Raw genomic sequence first — 19777 nt, forward strand, 5'->3', positions numbered from 1 at the left:
AACCCATGAATATTTCGTCCAGGCGGAAAAAAGGCTGGTCCGTGGCGCTTTCCGCACTGCTAATCGCCGGCATTGCCCTCCCCGCACCGCAGACGGCGTCTGCAGCCCCCGATTACTCCAATATCATCATCTCTCAGGTATACGGTGGGGGCGGCAACTCCGGCGCCCTGTACAAGAACGATTTTATTGAATTGTATAATCCGACTGATTCTCCGGTAGATTTGAGCGGTTGGAAAGTAAGATATGCAGGTGCAACCACTTCATTCTCGGATGACGACAAGTATGTTACCTCACTGTCCGGAACCATTCCTGCCGGTGACTACTATTTGATTCAAGAGGCAGCCGGCACCGGCGGAACTGTGAATTTACCGGTTCCCAACGAAGTAGGCAGCATTGCTATGGGTGGACCTAACGGAAAAGTTGAATTGTTAAATACCTCAGGCACAAGAATAGACCTGGTCGGCTATGGCTCAGCTAATGAGTACGAAGGAAAAGGCATCGCTGCCCCTGAAGGTGCGGCTCCTGTACTCAGCAACACCACTGCAGCCATCCGCAAAGCTTCTGATCTGCTTCCTGCCGGCAACCGCGGACTGGATACGGACAGCAATATCGCCGATTTCACCGCCGGTACGCCGGACCCGCGCTCTTCCGGTGTAGACAACACTGTCGCTCCTGCGGTCAAAGCATCCATTGCCACCGGTTCAACTGTACCTAAAGGCTCGGCACTCGCCCTTTCCACCGGAAGTGTAACGGCCAGCGTTTACTACAGCGTCTACATAGACGGCAGCGGCACGGCTGTTGAGGATTTTGCCTGGTATCAGGCCCCTCTCGTGCTTGAAGCCGACAGTGTGGCGATTAAAGCCTTTTCCAAGGAAGAAGGCAAGACTGACAGCTCCATCGCCCAGTTCAGCTACACTACACAGCAGGCGCTTACCGGCCTGACGATTCCGCAAATTCAGGGAACGGCCCACTCTTCGACCTATGCAGATCAGCTGGTCCAGGGTATTCAAGGGATCGTTACCTACAAGAACGGAAGCACCTTCTACATTCAGACCGCAACACCCGACAGCGATCCGCGCACCTCGGAAGCCATCATGGTATACCTTCCAGGCAATAGCGTAGCTGTCGGCGATGCTGTACAAGTGGACGGACGCGTCAAAGAGTACAAGGAATCCGGCTATGCCGACGCCGTCGATCTGCTCACGACCGAAATCGTGGCTGTACAGGCGGTAACGCTGTCCAAGGGCAATGCGCTCCCCGCCCCTACCATCATTGGCACCGGCGGCCGCACCATCCCTACTGCTACAATCTCTGCCGGGTTGACCAAAGCTCTCGAACCCGCCAAATACGCGCTGGATTTCTATGAAAGTCTGGAAGGCATGCGCGTGCAGCTCAATACTCCAAAGATAATTGGACCTTATAATAAATATGAAATTCCGGTCACCGTAAACAACGGAACCAGCACTACAGAGGTTAGCTCTCCGGCGGGAGGCCTGGTTCTTACCGGCGCCGACTTCAATCCGCAGCGGATTCTGATCGCCAAGGCACCAAGTACTCCGGTCAAGACGGGCCAAGTCTTCACCGGCAACATTACCGGTATTCTCGGCTATGACTACGGTAATTACAAGGTTCGTCCGGATGCAGCTCTTCCGGAGGTCAGCGCAGGAACCTCCATCGTGCGGGAAACTACGAGCCTGAAGCCGGAAGCGGACAAGCTGACCATCGCTTCATTTAATGTAGAGAATTTCTCCAAGACTTCCGGAGCCAGAATTGACAATATAGCCAAAGCCATCGTGAGCAACCTGCAGACACCGGATATTGTCGGACTGCTGGAGGTTCAGGACAACAGCGGCGGCACGGACAACGGCATCGTCGATGCCAAAGAGAGCTACACGGCCTTGATTGACGCCATCGCCAAGGCGGGCGGACCTGTGTATGCCTACACCGACATTTCACCGGAAAATAATAAGGACGGCGGCGCCACTGGCGGCAACATCCGTGCCGGCTTCATTTACAACACAGCACGGGTATCACTGGTTCCAGGTACTGCTGGCGACGCCACCACTGCCGTAACCTACACCAAGGATGGCGGACTCAGTCTGAATCCGGGCCGGATCGACCCGGGCAACGCGGCTTTCAGCGAATCGCGCAAGCCGCTGGCGGCTGAATTTATGTTTAACGATGAGAAGGTCATGGTCATCGCCAACCACTTCAACTCCAAGACCGGCGACTCAGGGCTGTACGGCGGCATCCAGCCTCCGGTAAGAAACAGCGAGACGCAGCGTGCGGAAATCGCCAAGGTTGTTAACGGTTTTGTGAGTGATGTGCTGACAAAGAACCCTGAAGCCAACATCGTAGTGCTGGGCGATCTCAACGACTTCCAGTTCTCGAACACGCTCAAGGTGCTCAAGGGCAGCGCACTGACCAATCTGATCGACACCCTGCCTCTGGGCGAACGTTATTCCTACGTCTATGAAGGCAACTCGCAAACGCTTGACCATATGCTGGTCAACAACGCACTGGCCAGCCAGTCCAAGCTGGATATTGTCCACATTAACGCCGACTTCATGGAAGAGGACGGACGCGTCAGCGACCATGATCCGCTTTTGACCCAGATTGATTTCGGTACGGACAACTTTAACCTGCGGGTATTGCACACCAACGATACGCATGCCCATCTGGAAAATATCACGAAGCGCACCTCTGCCATCAGCAGCGAGCGCACAGGCAACACGATACTGCTCGACGCCGGGGATGTATTCTCGGGAACGCTGTATTTCAACCAGTTCAAGGGTCAAGCTGACCTTGAGTTTATGAACCTGATCGGTTATGACGCCATGACCTTCGGCAACCACGAGTTCGATATGAACAAAGAGCAGCCGGAAGTGCTCAAGGATTTCATCACCGCTGCACAATTCCCGTTCATCAGCTCAAACATTGACTTCACTACCAAGAAGAGTGAGCTGGCAGAGCTGTACCATGACACTGTAGGAACACTTGCCACCAGCGAGAGCGCAAGCACCGCCAAGGACGGAAACATCTATCCTGCGGTGATCAAGGATGTTTACGGCGAGAAAGTAGGCATCTTCGCTCTGACCACCGAGGATACCGTCGGCCTGGCTTCTCCGGGCGATAAGATTATCTTCAACAATTATGTGGAAAGTGCCAAGAAGGCAGTGAAGCTGCTGGAAGATCAGGGCATCAACAAAATCATCGCCCTTACCCATCTGGGCTACACTGTCGATCTGGAGCTGGCCAAAGCCGTACCGGGAATCGATATTATTGTGGGCGGCCACTCCCATACGAAGCTCGATACTCCGACAACCGCTGCCGTCAACGGCAACGGTGACCCTGTGCTGATTGTCCAGACAGGGGAGTACAGCCTGTTCCTTGGCGAGCTGGACGTTACCTTCGACAAAGACGGCGATATCTTGTCCTACAACGGCAAACTGCTTGATGTGGGTCTGTTCGGCGAGGATCAGGCGGCCAAAAAGCTGCTTGCGCCATATGACGCCAAGCTGGCGACCGTCCGCAGCACTGTGGTCGGCCACACCAGTGTGGACCTGTACACCAACCGGTTGATCAACGGTGACTCCGTGCGCGTCGTGCGCCAGGAAGAAACGCCGATCGGCAACCTGATTGCCGACAGCATCGCAGACAAAGTGCGCGAGCTGATGCCGAATTTCGTGTCGGCAGAGGATCTGAAGACCATCAAGGGTGTGGTCGCCATCCAGAACGGAGGCGGTATCCGCGCAGCGATTGACCCAGGCGACATTACCATGGGCGAAGTGCTGACTACACTTCCGTTTGGCAACAGTCTGGTTGCGCTGAAGGTCACCGGTGAAGAGATCATCTCCTCGCTGGAGAATTCCGTCAGCGGCCTCAGCTCCGACCAGGGCCGGTTCGCCCAGGTATCGGGCATGAGATACACCTTCGATTCGACCAAAACACCGGAAATCGTCGATTCGGCATCCGGCAAGGTTACGCAGGCAGGCGAACGGATTATCTCCGTTGATATCCTGCAGGCAGACGGATCTTATGCGCCAATTGATCCGAAAGCTTACTATCTCCTGTCCACGAACTCCTTCATGGCGGGCGGCGGCGACTTCTACCGCGCGCTGGCCGCAGCGAAGGCAGACGGGCGTTATTACGAGCTTGGACTTCCCGACTTCGAAGTGCTGTTGTCTTATCTGAAGAAGCATGAATCGGTTGAAGCCAAGCTGGAAGGACGTATCACCGACCTGAAGGGTACCGCACCGGAGGAAGAAGACTTCTCCCTGCGCATTCTGCACACGAACGACACGCACAGCCATCTGGAAACCGTCGTGAAGCGGATGACCGCCATCAAGCAGGAGCGCACGCCTAATTCCCTGCTGATTGACGCCGGGGATGTGTTCTCAGGCACACTTTACTTCACCAAGTTCGAAGGTCTGGCCGATCTCAACTTCATGAACTATATCGGCTATGATGTAATGACCTTCGGCAACCATGAGTTCGATAAAGGTCTCGGCACCTTGAAGAAGTTCATGGATCAGGCGGAGTTCCCGTTTGTCAGCTCGAACATTGATTTTACAACCAAAGATAATGAACTGAAGGCGAACTACAAGGATGAGATCGGCGGCTTGGGCGGAACTGAAGTGCTCAATGGCCACATCTACCCTTCTGTTGTAAAAGAAGTATACGGCGAGCCCATTGGCATTTTCGGCCTGACCACCGAGGATACGGTAGGCCTCTCTTCACCGGGAGACAAGATCAGCTTCCAGAATTACAAAGCAAGCGCTGAAGCGACTGTAGCTGCACTGAAGGCAGAGGGCATTAACAAGATCATCGCCGTCTCCCACCTGGGCTACAATGTCGATCTGCAGCTTGCTGCAGAAGTCCCGGGCATTGACGTCATTGTCGGCGGTCACTCCCATACGAAGCTGGACACACCGGTAATGGTTAATAAAGAGAGCGAACCCACTTTGATTGTTCAGACCGGCGAGTACGGACAAAATTTGGGCGAGCTCGATGTCGAATTCGACGATGAAGGCGTCATTACCGATTACAGCGGCAAGCTGCTCGACGTCACCAAATTTGCCGACGATGCGCAGGCCAAGGAAATGCTGGCCGGCTATGACAAGGATCTCGCGGAAATCCGCCAGACCGTTGTCGGCAAGACCGATGTGCCGCTTGTTTATGAACGCGTAATTGACGGCAAAGCTACACGCGTTGTGCGCAAAGAAGAGACCAATCTCGGCAATCTGGTTGCCGACGGCATCAACGCCAAAGCGAAGGAACTCGTCAGCGGTCTGATTCCGGCAGCGGAGCTTTCCACGATTAAGGGCTTCGTGGCCATCCAGAACGGCGGCGGCATCCGGGCAGGCATCGACCAGGGCGACATCACGCTCGGCGAAGTGCTCGGCGTAATGCCATTCTCCAACAGTCTGGTAGCCTTGAAGGTTACAGGACAAGAAATTATCGACGCGCTGGAGAACAGCGTCAGCGGTCTGGAGACCGACCAGGGCCGGTTCGCCCAGGTTTCCGGCATGAGATACACTTATGACTCCACCAAACCGGCGGAAATCATTAATCCGACTTCAAATGTTGTAGAACAAAATGGCCAGCGGATTGTATCCGTAGAGATCAAGCAAGCGAACGGCAGCTACACCGCCGTTGATCCGAACGGCTACTACATTCTGTCCACCAACTCCTTTATGGCCGGCGGCGGCGACTTCTACCGCTCGCTCGCGGCAGCCAAAGCGGACGGACGGTTCTATGAACTGTACCTGCCGGACTATGAAGTATTTACGGATCATCTGAAAGCCGTTGGCACAGTCAACATCGGTACGGAGGGACGTATCACCGACCTGAAGGGCGCCGCACCGACACCGACGCCGACACCTGCACCAGGAGGTACCGGGGGAACAAATCCGACGCCGACACCTAGTGCTTCGGCAACACCGGCACCTTCCGCCGCGCCTCAGGTAACGACGATTACCCCGGCCGATCTGACTGCCAAGCTGGCGGCATTGCCTTCCGGCACCAGCGAGCTGGTCATTCCGGTAACCGCAACGGCAGGCGGCGCGCAGGTTGTGCTTCCGGGCAGCGCACTGCTGCAGCAAGCAGCGGCTAACCCTGCGACGGTGCTGACCTTTACAACCGGCACCGCCACTTACTCTCTGCCGCTTAGCGCTCTGAACGCATCGGCACTGACGGCGCAGCTTGGCAGCGGCGACTTCACGGTTACCGTGTCCGTGCTGACAGCAAGTGCAGCAGCGCAGAGCAGCGTGAGCCAAGCTGCAGCAGCAGGCTCTGTTACCGTAGCAGCACCAGTTATTGAATTCACGGTTACTGCTTCCTCCGGCAGTACCAGCGTGCCGCTGAACAGCTTCGGCAGCACGTATGTGAAGCGCAGTATTACCGCACCGTCTGCGCTGAATCCGGACCATGCGACAGCCGTATCTTATGATCCGGCCACCGGCAAGCTGAGCTTCGTTCCTTCCGTATTCACCGCCAAGGCCGACGGAACAACGGAAGTAACGATTCTGCGCAACAGCAACAGCCTCTACACCGTAGTAACATCGTCCAAGACCTTCGGAGATACCGGCGGACACTGGGCGCAATCGGCCATTGAGCTGCTGGCTTCCAAGCTGATCGTCACCGGAACCAGTGCCACGGCGTTCTCGCCATCGCAGAACGTAACCCGCGCCGAGTTCGCGGCGCTGATTACCCGCTCGCTCGGACTTGCTCCGATTAGCAGCGGAACGGCCTTCAGTGATGTCAGTGCAAACGCCTGGTACGCTGAAGCAGTACAGACCGCTGCGGCAGCGGGATTGATTACAGGCTATACGGACGGCAGCTTCAAGCCAGCCAGCCCGATTACCCGCCAGGAAATCGCGGTCGTGCTGTCCAAAGCCATGAAGTACACCGGCAAGGCCTTGAATGCCGACGCTGCCGCACTCGCGAAATTCAGCGATGCTGCAAGCATTCCGGCCTGGTCCCAGGCTGCCATCGGTGAGATTGCCGCCGAGGGCATTATCCAGGGCCGGCCGGACGGCACCTTTGCACCGCAGCTCTTGGCGACCCGCGCCGAAGCGGTAACCATGCTGGAGAAAGCCTTGAAGTCGCTGCAGTTCATCGACTGATCCGCTATTTCAAGCTCTGAACCAGCGAGTATGATCGCAGTTTGAGCCAAAGACGGCTCCGGGGACATGATGTCCCTGGAGCCGTCTTTTTTGGCGTTTACACGTAGTTTGGAAAAAAATTCTGCGATTCTCTTGAAATTGGAGTAATGTTCAAATATAATCTAACTACATATTAGTTCTATATTTATAGAACCAACTCAGGAGCTGAATAAGGAAGGTGAATACCCGTGTTCAAAGTCGAAATTGACTTCGCGCCAATGTACGAATGTATCAATAGCTTGAACGCCTTTTTGGGCAAGCAAAATCATAATGCCATGGACGCGGGCAAGCTTTGGGTCCGCGAGGTCCAGGATGGCTTTGCCCCCAGAACCCTGCAGCGAATGAAGGAGCTGGTTACGGCCTCCGGAGATTTCAGCTTGCTGCCTTTCATTTGGACCTGTCCGGGTGAACGTACAGTCAACGGCTTCCTGGATTGGTTCGCAGCCCTGGGTGCGGGAGAACTCTATGAGACCGCCGGACGCTTCGGCCAAACGGTGCCGTCCACTCTGCCGGAGCTGCGGGATGTGGCTGTAGATATTTTGCGGGAATGGAATCAGGGTTATTTCAGCAGCATTGATCCGGCGATTCTCACGGGGCTGCAGCAAGAAGCGGAGGCCAGGCGCGGGTCGCTAAGTGGCGGGAACGATGCGGAGGTGTTTGAGCAGGCCACCGCGGGTATGCGGCTGTATCCATCTGAACAATTGAAGCAGGTCATTCTGATTCCGCAATATCATGCCCGGCCCTTGGTTACTTCCGTGTTCTATGATGAATTTGTGTTCACCGCTTATTCCTGCGATGTTCTCCCGCCCGAAGCAGGCCGTCCGGCTCCGGCGCTGCTGCGCCTGACCCGCGCTTTGTCAGATGAGACCCGGCTTTATATCCTGCGCCTGCTGTCCGGCAAGCAGCTGAATTTCACGGAAATCGTAAAGGCGGTCGGCCTTTCCAAAAGCACCATTCACTATCACCTGATTGCCCTGCGGGCGGCAGGCCTGATCATCGTCCATTCCAGCGGTAAAAGCATCTCGTACAGCCTGAGGCTGGAGGCTCTTGATGGATTGCCGCAACAGATGGCAGCCTATCTGCAAAGCTGAGCCTGATGCCCGGGATTTGAGGAAACACACTAATTAAGTAGAGGTGAGGCGCATGCAAAAACGCAGTTATTACGGCCTGCTGGCTACAGTCTCCTTCAGCACGCTGGGAGATGCCGCCGGGCTGTTTGCGATGGAGTGGCTGGCGAGCGAGCTGACCGATTCCAAGCTGGCCTTGGGGGGAATCGCACTCGTTTCCGGTGCCTCGGAGCTGTTGCTGCGCCTGCTCGGCTCACCGTTGTCCGACAAGTTGAACCGTGTACGCCTGATGGCTGTACTGACCGCCCTGCGTATCTTGGCAATCGTCGTGCCGCTATTCATGGGCTTGACCGGGAGCCTGCAGCTGTGGCATTTATTCGTGGCGGCTATCCTCAGCGGTGCCGGTGCAGCCCTATTCATGCCCACCGCCATGGCTATTATTCCCGGCATCGCCGATGACCGCAAGCTGACCCGAGCCTTCGCTGCTGTCGATGCCTGCCGAAGTGCCGCCGTTCTGCTGGGTCCGGCGCTGGCCGGCGTCTTAATTACTGCAAGCGGAACATTGCCTACGCTGGGCATCAATGCTCTATGCTATGCCGCTGCCATCTGCTCCCTGCTGATCCTGCGCCGTATACCTGTGCCCGCACCAACCTCAATCCCGTTCTCCATCATGAGTTATCGGCGGGAGATCGCTGCCGGCTTCTCCTTCTACCGGCAGTTTCCAGCCATGCTGATGATCATGGGTATGGCCGCAGTCAGCAACCTAAGCTCTGCAGCTGTCTGGACAATGATGGGCCCTTATGTGCGGCAAATACTGCACGGTGATGCAACAGTTCTGGGCACACTGACCACAGCTCTCGCATTAGGGACTCTGGCCGGATTGGGCTTGATCTCGCTAATTGGAGAGGTCAAACGGCGGCGGGCAGTAATGCTCGGCAGCCTGACCTGTATCGGTCTCGCCACGGCAATATGGGGACTGTTCCCGGTATACCCCGTTGCACTGGCTGCCGTCTTTATTACCGGCGTCTGCGGTCCCTTCTTCGGTTCGCTTAGCTCCGCCCTGCACAGCAGACTAGTCCCTGCAGAACTTCAGGGACGGGTCAATTCTATCCGGCTGCTTATTGGCGGGGGACTCCAGCCCATCGGCGCTTTTGCAGGCTCGGCGGTGGCCCAGCTATCCGGCGTGCCCGCCATGTTTGTAGCGGCCGGTCTCCTGCCCGTCCTCTGTGCGGGAGTAATGGCTTTCCTACCCGGGCTCAAGGCGCTTGACGGCGATCTCGCAGCTCTGAAGGCCCGAATTAACGGCCCGCTGCTATCGCCTTCATTGCTCCATGACACCCCCGGGCAGCTGCCTGTCCATCAGTGAGGAGCAGCCGCCTCCCCGCTTGCCAAGAACCAGACACCTATGTAAACAGGCGACAGACGTTTATTGAGCGTCCATCGCCTGCCTGTACTTATCATTTTCATACCAGTGACAGCGTCTAATATCCCCTTCTTTGCGACGCTGTCTTATACTTCGCACACGCCGGTTAAGATTTCGTCTCTCCCGCGTCCGTCTCATAATGGCTGATATCCCCATGCAGCACGATTTCCGGCACGCCGTCCGTAATATCCACCCTGCACAGACAGGTCGGATGGATATAGGGGAGGTCCCACAGCTTCTCCATCGCTCTACCCTCGAAATACGCCATCAGCACCTTGATGATGACCGTATGCGTGACAATCAGTACCGTCTGCCCTTCATGCCGGCGGACAATGTCCATCAGCTTGGCAAGCGCCCGCTGCTGTGCACCGGCAAAAGTCTCACTGCCCTCCACCGCAAACAGCGCCGGGTCCTTCCAGAAATACTGGTATTGCTCCGGACTGCCGGCCTCCAGCTCGGCGGTGACGCCGCCTTCCCATGTGCCGAGGCCCAGCTCCTTGAACTCGTCGCAAGGCACAACCGGGACCGCCCGCTCACCGCGGATAATCTCGGCCGTGCGCACGGCCCGGAGACTGGAGCTGGAGTATACAGCGTCGATGGACTTGTCGCGCATCGCGCGGCCGAGCCACTCCGCCTGCCTTACGCCAAGCTCCGTCAGCGGGGAGTCCATATGCCCTTGCATGCGCTGCTGTACATTCCATTCCGTCTGCCCGTGTCTTGTGATGTATAGTGTCGTCGTCCCCATTTCTTCGCCCCCTGGCCAGTTTTTCTTGAACACCGCTTCTCTTGAATGGCAGCTTCGCTTCTCCCGGCTCTTTCAGCCGGGGGAAGTGACTGGGATTTACAGCGTATGCAGCCTTGTCGAGCTGGTCGACTAAACACGGCTAGTTGGATTATCGCCACCTAATTTCATCCTGTAACCGGTAATTTAACTTCTAAGTGGAAAACAGCAAACTAATCTGCCTAAAAAGCGCATCTCACACCTCAGAATGCTGAAATAGGTTGCTCAAATCCACTTAGTCTCACCAATTACACATAAACCCCGATATTAGTTTGCAATTATCCACTTAGTGGCCACTTCACCGTAAGACCTCCCGCCGCACACGCTCCAGCCAGCTCACCGCATAATCAACGATCTCCCGCTGCGGGATCAGCTGGGCTGCGGCGGCAGCTACATTGCCATAGACGATTCCGCCCGTATCGCGGGCAAAGTCATCGCCGAGCGCCCCGAAATCGTCGGAGTTCCAGTTATAATCCCTGAACTTGACCCATTGCCGCGCACCATCTACCAGCATCGGTGCTCCGGCGGTGAGCTCCTTCTTCCCGGCATACTCCGCCCGGAACTCGGCCAGATGCAGCGAGGTATTGTTCAGGTTGCCTACCCCCAGCAGCAGCACACTGCCGTGCAGATCATAAATCCGGGCCAGCGGCGAGCTGTCTCCGAGTCCAAACTCCAGCCCATGGCCGTCAATGATCTGATCCCGGTACTTGCCCCAAGCGGCGAACGAATCCGTCGGATGGCTGCTGCGCCGCACTCCGGACTGCTTGCGGAAGGTATCCGGGATAATGCCCATGCCCCGCAGCGCGGTCAAATCCGGATCATAAGGCGGCATCTGCTCCCGGATCGTCTGCCACCATTCCTCCGGCACCGGCGGATTGCTCCAGCCGGCCGGATCGGTCAGGTCGGAGGAATGGGTCGGCATGACCAGCGTTCCTTCCCTACCAAGCACTTCCTCCAGGGCGAGAATGACCGCGACCGGTCCGCCCGCCACCCACTCTCCCAGCGACTTGAAGGAGGAGTGCACCAGCAGCGTCATCCCTTCCCGCACACCCAGTCTGCGGAAATCTGCAGCCAGCGTCTCTACAGTAATCAAATTCCCTTGAATCATTTCCATGTCAATGTTCCTCCAGCAATTCCGCCCGCAACGCAGCCACACCAATGCCCAGGTACGCCGGCCCTTTAGTCCCCATACTCCAGATTCAAAGCTTCCGTAGGCGGGAAGGAACACGAAATCCAACGTAGCCCCGTCAAAAGTGGCCCTGCACTTAATAGGCCAGTCCGTCTATGGTTGGCATCCCGTCTCATTAAGCCTTCCCGTCTTACATCTGGCCAGTCCGCCTATAGTTGACCCTCCCGTATCCTACCTTCCCGCCTTACAGCTGGCCACCCAGCCTTACGGTTGACCACCCCTTACCCTGGAAGCGGATTGCTCCAGCAGATGCTTGGTCCGGTACTCTCCGGGCGAGATGCCCTCCATTTCCTTGAACACGCGGGCGAACTGCTTGCTGTTCTCGAAGCCGACCGCCGCCGATACGGCGTTCAGTTTGATCGTGTTGCCCTGCAGCAGCTCCTTGGCATGGCGGATGCGGACTTTTTTCAAGTATACGACAAAGCTCTCTCCGGTATAAACCTTAAAAGCCTCACTGAAATAAGAATAGCTGAGCGACACATGATTGCTGACCATCGCCATGTTCAGCGGCCGGGCATAATTCTCTTCGATATACTGCAGCGCCTTCTCCATATCCGCGTGCTCGGTATGCGCCGAGCGGATGCCGATAATATAGTCATTCACCGTCAGCAGCAGATGCTCCAGCGCCCGGTAATAGTCGTGAAAATGACGGTAATTATACATATTGCCGGCCATGCGGTATTGCTTCAGCACCTCCACCGAGGCCTCCCCGTGCATACGGAACACCTCGTCCAGCACACGTTCGTTGATGCTCCGGGCCACCTGCTCCACGTAGGACAGATCCAGATTCGGCAACTGCTCGATATGAAAAATCCGGCCCAGCAGCTGGCGAATTTCCTTCCCCCGGTCCGTGCCCAGCATATTGAGCAGCTTACGCAGCTCTGCCTCGGGAACCGGGAAGCTGAGCCGCCCCGTCAACGTGTCCGCCACATCCATGAAGCCGGCCTGCGGCGAGAGGAAGGTGTACTTCAGCGCACGGCAGGCCTCCTCGTAACATGTCCGGAACTCCCCTGCGTGTCCGGCCGTCCGTGAAATGCCGATCCGCAGGCTTTTTCGTTCCTTGGCTTCCGCCAGCTTCGGGAGCACCAGCAGCTGCTCCTTGCTCCCGCCGACCAGCACCAGCTTGCCCTCCCAGTCGGCCAGAACCTCCAGAAACCGCCGCTCCAGCGGACCAGCCAGCCGTTCGGCCAGGGCCTGCACCTCTTCCGGCTTCATCCGCGTGCCGTCGGCATAGTACCCGGCCAGCACAGCCAGCGTAAACGGAGCCGCAAGCGCGGCAAGCTCCTCCTGCTGCTCCGCCGTCGGCGCGCTCTCCTCCCGCATCAGCAGCCCGCGCAGCCGGGCGGCGCGCAGCTCGCGGCGGAAGTCCTGCGTCTCCTGCGCCTGCCGGCGGGCGGTGCTCTCCCGTTCCTGCTGCTCCCGGCCGATACGGGAGAGCACCTCGAACAGCTCGTCGCGGCGGATCGGCTTCAGCAGGTAATCCTTCACACGGTGGCGGATCGCATTCTTGGCGTACTCGAAGTCATCGTAGCCGCTTAAGATCACCACGGCGGGACCCTCTCTGCCTGCCGTCAGCTTCGCCAGAGATTCCAGCAGCGCAAAGCCGTCCATCACCGGCATCCGGATATCCGTAATAATAATGTCCCGGGGCTCCCGCCGGAACAGCTCCAGCGCCTCCTCCCCGTTGCCGGCCAGCGCGATGCTGTACATGGACGGGAATTCCCGTTCAATCATCGCCTTCAGGCCGTGACGGATCATTTTCTCATCGTCGACAATCAGCAGTGTTGTCATGGCTTGCCTCCCCCGGCAAAAAGAACTTTCGGCAGCGAAATGCATACCTCGGTGTAACTTCCCTGCTCGCTCCGCACCACCAGCCCGTAAGCCTCGCCGTAGAACAGCTGCAGCCGCTGATGCACATTCCGCAGCCCGATTCCGCCCGCCTTGCCGCCGGCTGACGCCGCAGCGGAATCCTCCGTATGCGGCTCTGCCTTGGCATAAATCGCCTCATGCAGCGCCTTGAGGGCTTCGGCTGAAAGCCCGGAGCCATTGTCGGTAATCGTAATTGCGATATCTCCGCCCGCTTCCTTGACCTCAATACGGATAACCCGCCCGTCGCTATCTCCGGTGTCCGCCGGCCAGGCATGCTTGACGCTATTTTCCACGATCGGCTGCAATGACATCTTCAGCACCTCCAGCTCATCATAAAACGGGTCGATGCACAGCTCCAGATGTACAGGGTGGTCGAACCGGATATTCATCACATCAATGTAATTCTCAATGTGGCGGACTTCCTCCTGCAGCCTGACGTATTCACCGGACCACTTGAAGTTATAGCGCATCATTCCGCCAAGTGAGGTCAGCGCATCGGAGATTTCCCGCTGGTCCTCGATTTCTGCCAGCATTTTGATATTTTCCAGCGTGTTATAGAGGAAATGGGCATCAATCTGGTTATGCAGCGTCCGCAGCTCAGCTTCCTTCGAGAGCGCCTGCTTGTGCACCGCCTGGGCCACCAGCGTATTGATCGTATTCATCAGCTTGGAGAAATGATGCGCCAGTTCCCCGACCTCACCGCCGCCGCGGATGCTTATGCCCGTATATTCCCCGCCCCGGCGTACCTGCTTCATCGTTTCGGTCAATTTACGCAGATTCTTGAGAATAAAGGCATTCATGACATAAGCAATGGCCGTTACCAGAAAAATAAATCCGATATTCGCCCCGATGAGCAGATTGCGCGTGCGGGAAATATCCTTCAGCACATCCTCCATCGACACCACATTGAGCAGCGTCGCCCCGATCCGCTCCAGCGGCGCATGAATCAGCAGAAAGGATTTGCCGTTTTCCTTGTAATGGACATCCCACTCCCCCGTATCCCGGTAATGCTGCAGCCGCTCCAGAATCGCCGCCGACATCTGCCCATTCGCTTCCAGAAAAGAATGATCCGGCCGCGTAAAGAGACGCAGATCACGGTCGGCAATGAACATCTGCGACTGGTTGTCGCGCACATCAGTATAGGTCTTGGGCGTGAAATTGTTCAGCAGCATATCCACCTGCAGCACTCCTGCATGATGCCCCGCAGGGATGCTGACCTCGCGCACCAGGGAGACCTTCGGCTGGTCCTCCGTAATCTGGTTCGCGAAACGCTGCATCACATCGGGATCGGTGCTCTGGAACACCCAGAGCTCCTGGTCGCCCAGTCTGAGGGCCTCCTGGTACCAGGAAGCATCTCTGGCCCGTTCCTCACGGAACAGAATCGGCCAGAATTCGTACATGCTGCTATTGTCCGAATACAGCCGCAAATGCTCGATGCTCGGGTTATTGTCCATAATCCGGCTCAGATTCCGGATCGTAATTGTGTTGAATTCAATCAGCTCCGAGAGCGGGGCGGAGGCATCATTCATCAGGTAACTCCGTACATCCTTATCGGAGATGACCATCTGGGCCGCCCGTTCCATCGTTTCTATCTGGTTCGTGACATGCAGCTTCTCCATCTGCAGGAGATAGTTGTTTTTGTCAATGGCATCGCTTACATAAGTCTTGTTGATGGTCTGGTACGAATACGTGGACACGAGAAGGCTCGGACCGAGAATAATAAAGATATAAGCCGCCACCAGCCTGCTCTGCAGCGATAACCGGCCAAACCAGTAGCTGAATGAATTCCATAGTGCCCCTATCCGCCCGCGCATGCCCATTCTTCCGCATCCTCCCTGCCCGGCTTTCCTCCGCAAAAGAAGAAAAACACCCAAAAGCCCGCGGGTGGCGGGCAATTGGGCCGGTCCTGTTTATTCCATTCCGAGCTTCTTCTTGTTCTCTTCATATTTCATCTGCCGGTAGGCATCAAATTCAGCCTGGCCTTCCTTATCCTTCTTCTCCAGATATTCGTTCCAGATCTTGTCGAATTCAGCTTCGGAGGAAGCCATCAGGAGCTTCGGCAGCGTCTTGCCGCGCAGATTCTTCAGCTTGGTGCCGATAATGCCCTCCGGCGAGTTGCCGGTCGGATCAATCAGCTGAAATTCCGAGGTGTTGATTGCTTTGCCGCGGGTCCAGTCCTCAAGCTGTTTGAACGGCTCTACCGATTTCGGCGCCCATTGGTCGGTGATGTTCGTATTCTGCATCATCCAGAAGGTGAAGGAGGAGCCGTATTTCTTGTCGAACTCCGCACGGTCCTTGTTCATCAGCTCGAACGCTTCCGGCAGGAACTGGTCCTTACCGTCAATTGTATCATAGCTGACGCCTTTTTCGCCCAGATATAAATCCTTGTTGCCCTCTTCACTGTTCAGGTAGCTCAGGAAGCGGATCGCCCGCTCTTTATTCTTGACGTTCTTGGAGATCAGCGTCACCGTCCAGCCGGAGATGCCGGGGCCGTTCAGGGTCGGCTGGTCCAGATTGGTGTTGGATGGACCGTCTACAGCGATATACACTTGATCAGGATTCTTCTGCTGGATCGTGCCGAGCTGTGCGGCGAAGTCTGTGCGCTGGTACAGCATCGCGAAGTAACGGCCCTGAGCGATCTTCTCTTCCATCTGCGCCCGCTTGTCGATGAAGATATCCTTGGCGAGCAGCCCGTCTTGGTTGGCCTGACGCAGCGTCTTCATCCAGCGGACATATTCCGGATCAGTCTCGCGGTCATAGACCTTGCCGTCCTTCTCCCATGGAATGGCCAGGAAGTTCTGAATGTAGCCTTCCAGCGAGTCGTTGCCGTTCTCGGTGAATTCATGTAGACCCAGCGGAATCAGCGGCTGGCCGTTCACCTGCGGGAATTTCTCCTGCGCCAGCTTCAGCGCATTCAGGAAGCCTTCAGGAGTACGCATATCCGGGCTGCCAATGGCTTCATAGATGTCCTTGCGGACCACAAAGGTCTGGTTCGAAACATAGTTAGCGCCGTATTTCTCATAATCAGCCGGAGACGAGGATGAGTTCGGATAGCCGTAGACATTGCCGTCTTCCTGGGTGTACCAGCCCAGCTTATCTTTATCGGATACTTTGAAGAAATACGGATCATATTCCTCTGCCAGCTTGTTGAGCGGCAGCACCATGTCGCCTTCGATCATTTTCTTGATCGCATCTTCCCAGAAGCCGAGCGTGATGAAGTCAGGCAACTGGCCGGACGCGATCATCGTGTTGAGCTTCTCGTTCTCGTTACCCGCAGGTACGATGAAGTTGATGTTGACGCCTGTTTTTTTCGTGACGTATTGTGAGGTCGGGTCTACGCCCCATTTATTCGGAAACCAGGAGAAGTTCAGATACCAGTCAAACGTTATCGGCGAGGTGTCGATCTTCCAGCCCGGCTCGTCAGCCGACAAGGCCGCAGCCGTTGGTTCAGCCGTCTGTTCCGCAGCCGCCGTGCTGGTTGCATTCGCATTCTCCGCATTGCCTTTGTTATTGGCCGCATTATTGCCGCCGCAGCCGGTCGCCGCAAACGCCAGCACCAGTCCAAGCGTCAGCAGCATGCTTGCTCTTGGCTTGTATTTCTTGCCCATTGTGTATACCCCTTTTCGCACAGAATATGAGTTTTTATACTATAACTCCCGCGCCACTTTCCAAGCGACGCCGGAGGAGTTACCATTGCGTCTAGCCTTTGATCGATCCAATCATCATCCCTTTGACGAAATAGCGCTGCAGGAACGGATAGACGAACACGATCGGGAGGGTGGTGACCACCATTGTCGCCAGCTTGATCGACTGCGAGGTGACGCTCTTCGTGACGCTGCTGCCCTGCACGGCCACCATCATCTGAGTAGAGCTGGACTGCGCGACCACCCGGAACAGATAGGTCTGGATCGGCTGCAGATCCGGGTTGTTGATGTAGATAATTCCGGCAAAATAATCATTCCACTGATACACCCCGTGGAACAGCGCGATGGTCGCAACTACCGGCATTGATATCGGCAGCACAATCCGGAAGAGAATCGACCAGTCGTTCGCCCCGTCGATCCAGGCCGCTTCCTCCAGCCCCTCGGGAATTTCGCGGAAGAAGGTCATGAAGATAATGAGATCGAAGAAGCTGAACATGACCGGAATAATGTAGACGAGAAAATTATCGAGTAAGTGCAGATCACGGTTCAGCAGGAAGGTCGGGATCAGCCCGCCGTTGAAGAACATGGTGATCGTGCCGAGCAGAATATACAATTTGCCGCCGATCAGATTTCTGCGGGACAGCGCGTAGGCTACCGTCGCCGTGAACAATACGTGCACGGCGACACCGATTACCGTCTTAGCTACGGTGATTGCCATAGCAAGCATGATTCCGGGGCTTTGGAAGACGGCCTCAAAGTTCTCCAGAGAGAACTCACGCGGCCACCAGTAAATGCCGCCCATCATTGCGTCGTTGCCGTCATTGAAGGCGTTGATCAGCACATACCAGATGGGATACAGCGTGATGAAGCAGATGCACAGCATTACCAAATTGTTGACGATGTCGAAGACGGCTTCGCCCGCCGTTTTGCGCTTGAGCGTAAACATATGAGATCCTCCTTAGCCTAGAACAGCGACGTGTCGTTGATTTTTTTGGAAACCTGGTTCGCGATCAGGAGCAGAATCAGCGCAATGACCGCTTTGATCAGGGTGACCGCCGCAGAATAGGAGAAGCGGCTGGAGACAATGCCCGTGTAGTAAATGTAATAGTCAATAACATTGCTGGCGCTGTCGTTAAGCGAATTGCGCAGCACGAGAATCTGGTCGAAGTTACTGTTCAGCACGCCGCTTACCGCCAGGATGAACAGGATGCTGATCGTCGATTTGATCGCCGGAAGCGTGACGAACCACATTTTCTGAAACCGTCCGGCCCCGTCAATCGTTGCTGCCTCGTACATTTCCGGAGACACGCCCGCGATGGCCGCCAGGTAGATAATCGCCGACCAGCCAAGCTCCTTCCAGATGTCGGAGGTGATGATGATCGTCCAGAAATAGCTGGGCTCCGCCAGATACGAGATCGGCTTGTCGATCAGGTTCAGCGCCAGCAGAATATTGTTGATAATCCCCACATCGGCCAGCCAGGTAGCCAGAATACCGCCGAGCACGACCCAGGACAGAAAATGCGGCAGGTAGGAAATCGTCTGAATGCTTTTCTTGAACCGCAGGGAGCGGACCTCATTCAGAAACAGCGCGAATATAATCGGCAGCGGAAACCCGATAAGCAGCTTGAGCAGGCTGATGCCCAGCGTATTGCGGATAACATTCGGCAATTCATCGTCGTCGAAGAATTCGCGGAAATGTTCAAGCCCCACCCAAGGTGCTTCGGCAATCGACTTGACGATGTTATATTCCTTGAAGGAGATGATCAGCCCGTACATCGGAATGTAGTTGAAAATAATCATCCAGACCACGCCGAGAAGGGCCATAATCTGCAGATGGCGCTGGGCCAGCAGACGCCTCCAAAGCGGGTTTTTACGTCCTTTACCGGTTTCGATCAGCTCCGGAATCAGCGGCTTCATTGCGGGATTTCCGTGCCCGCTTGTCTTGTTCTCCATAAAATCCGAACCTCCACCATCAATCTGTTTCTCTGTGTTAAGCGTTTTCATCTTTGCTTCTTTATTGTAATCGCATACACCCGGGCGAGAAAGGCTTCAAATTTCCGTTTTGGGGGTTCATTTTTCGGGTGGCAATCAGCATCACCAGCAACATCCGCTAAGTGGGCCTATGCTTGGCTGCTGATTCTGGTGCTATGAGGGGATTAGAAACAGTCCGCAGATAACAGCCACAGGTAGCAGTCCACAGGCGAAGCCTTAACCGTAGCTACCGTTTCTATAATTTGCGACTAGTTTGCGGCGAAGCCCGGGGGACGGACAACGGCTGGAAGTCACATTAGTTCCCGGAGTCACGGCTGTTGCTTGTGTGATGACAGCAATTCGGCATTGTCCGGAAGAGTCCAGCATTGTCCGGCTTTGTCTGGCACTTCCAACACACCTAACACTGCTCAGCACTGTCCAGCACTGTCCAGCATTGCTCGGCGCCGTCGAGCATTGACTGACACTGCCCAGCGTTGTCCAGCGCCCGTCCAGCACTGCCCAGCTCAAATAGTTGGATTTTCGCACACTAATTTCGCCGTTTTTACGAATTTCAGGTAGCGTCAAGAAGTTTGTGTAAAAGAGTAAAAGTATTCTTCTGGGACATCGGTGAGATGGTTCTCTTGGTGGGGGAGGCCTCCCCCACCAA

Annotated in this window: 10 protein-coding genes; 3 read left to right on the forward strand and 7 right to left on the reverse strand. The window is 56.0% G+C overall.

Annotated features, from left to right (window positions below):
* The first annotated feature begins 5 nt into the window (after positions 1-5).
* The 3 genes from F1379_RS17715 (at position 6) to F1379_RS17725 (ending at position 9599) form a co-directional block, all read left to right on the forward strand.
* Positions 6-7127, forward strand: a complete 7122-nt coding sequence (locus F1379_RS17715) for a 5'-nucleotidase C-terminal domain-containing protein (RefSeq protein WP_162551198.1) — start codon at positions 6-8, stop codon at positions 7125-7127.
* Between the two features lie 227 nt (positions 7128-7354).
* Positions 7355-8257, forward strand: coding sequence for an ArsR/SmtB family transcription factor (locus tag F1379_RS17720; protein WP_150272222.1), 903 nt, complete (start codon positions 7355-7357; stop codon positions 8255-8257).
* 52 nt (positions 8258-8309) lie between these two features.
* Complete coding sequence (locus F1379_RS17725) at positions 8310-9599, forward strand: MFS transporter (protein ID WP_150272224.1); 1290 nt, start codon at positions 8310-8312, stop codon at positions 9597-9599.
* Between the two features lie 163 nt (positions 9600-9762).
* Here the strand turns inward: F1379_RS17725 and F1379_RS17730 are convergent, their stop codons facing one another.
* From F1379_RS17730 to F1379_RS17760, 7 genes are all read right to left on the reverse strand, one after another.
* Positions 9763-10401, reverse strand: a complete 639-nt coding sequence (locus F1379_RS17730) for a histidine phosphatase family protein (protein ID WP_150272226.1) — start codon at positions 10399-10401, stop codon at positions 9763-9765.
* A 334-nt stretch (positions 10402-10735) separates the two neighbouring features.
* The gene (locus tag F1379_RS17735; protein WP_150272229.1) at positions 10736-11551 is read right to left on the reverse strand and encodes an AAC(3) family N-acetyltransferase; all 816 of its coding nucleotides are present in this window, start codon (positions 11549-11551) and stop codon (positions 10736-10738) included.
* A gap of 279 nt (positions 11552-11830) precedes the next feature.
* Complete coding sequence (locus tag F1379_RS17740; protein ID WP_150272231.1) at positions 11831-13417, reverse strand: response regulator; 1587 nt, start codon at positions 13415-13417, stop codon at positions 11831-11833.
* Positions 13414-15315, reverse strand: coding sequence for a cache domain-containing sensor histidine kinase (locus F1379_RS17745; protein WP_150272233.1), 1902 nt, complete (start codon positions 15313-15315; stop codon positions 13414-13416). The genes F1379_RS17740 and F1379_RS17745 overlap by 4 nt, the downstream gene beginning before the upstream one ends.
* A gap of 90 nt (positions 15316-15405) precedes the next feature.
* Positions 15406-17103 carry a type 2 periplasmic-binding domain-containing protein gene (locus F1379_RS17750; protein WP_150272235.1) on the reverse strand — a complete coding sequence of 566 codons (1698 nt, stop codon included), beginning with the start codon at positions 17101-17103 and terminating at the stop codon, positions 15406-15408.
* Between the two features lie 91 nt (positions 17104-17194).
* Positions 17195-18085, reverse strand: coding sequence for a carbohydrate ABC transporter permease (locus tag F1379_RS17755; RefSeq protein WP_150272237.1), 891 nt, complete (start codon positions 18083-18085; stop codon positions 17195-17197).
* Positions 18086-18102: 17 nt separating this feature from the next.
* A complete protein-coding gene (locus F1379_RS17760; protein ID WP_239004718.1) occupies positions 18103-19056 on the reverse strand; it encodes an ABC transporter permease in 954 nt (317 codons plus the stop codon).
* Positions 19057-19777: the final 721 nt, after the last annotated feature.

It is taken from the genome of Paenibacillus tepidiphilus (genome assembly GCF_008635795.1).
GTDB classification, from domain to species: domain Bacteria; phylum Bacillota; class Bacilli; order Paenibacillales; family Paenibacillaceae; genus Paenibacillus_AQ; species Paenibacillus_AQ tepidiphilus.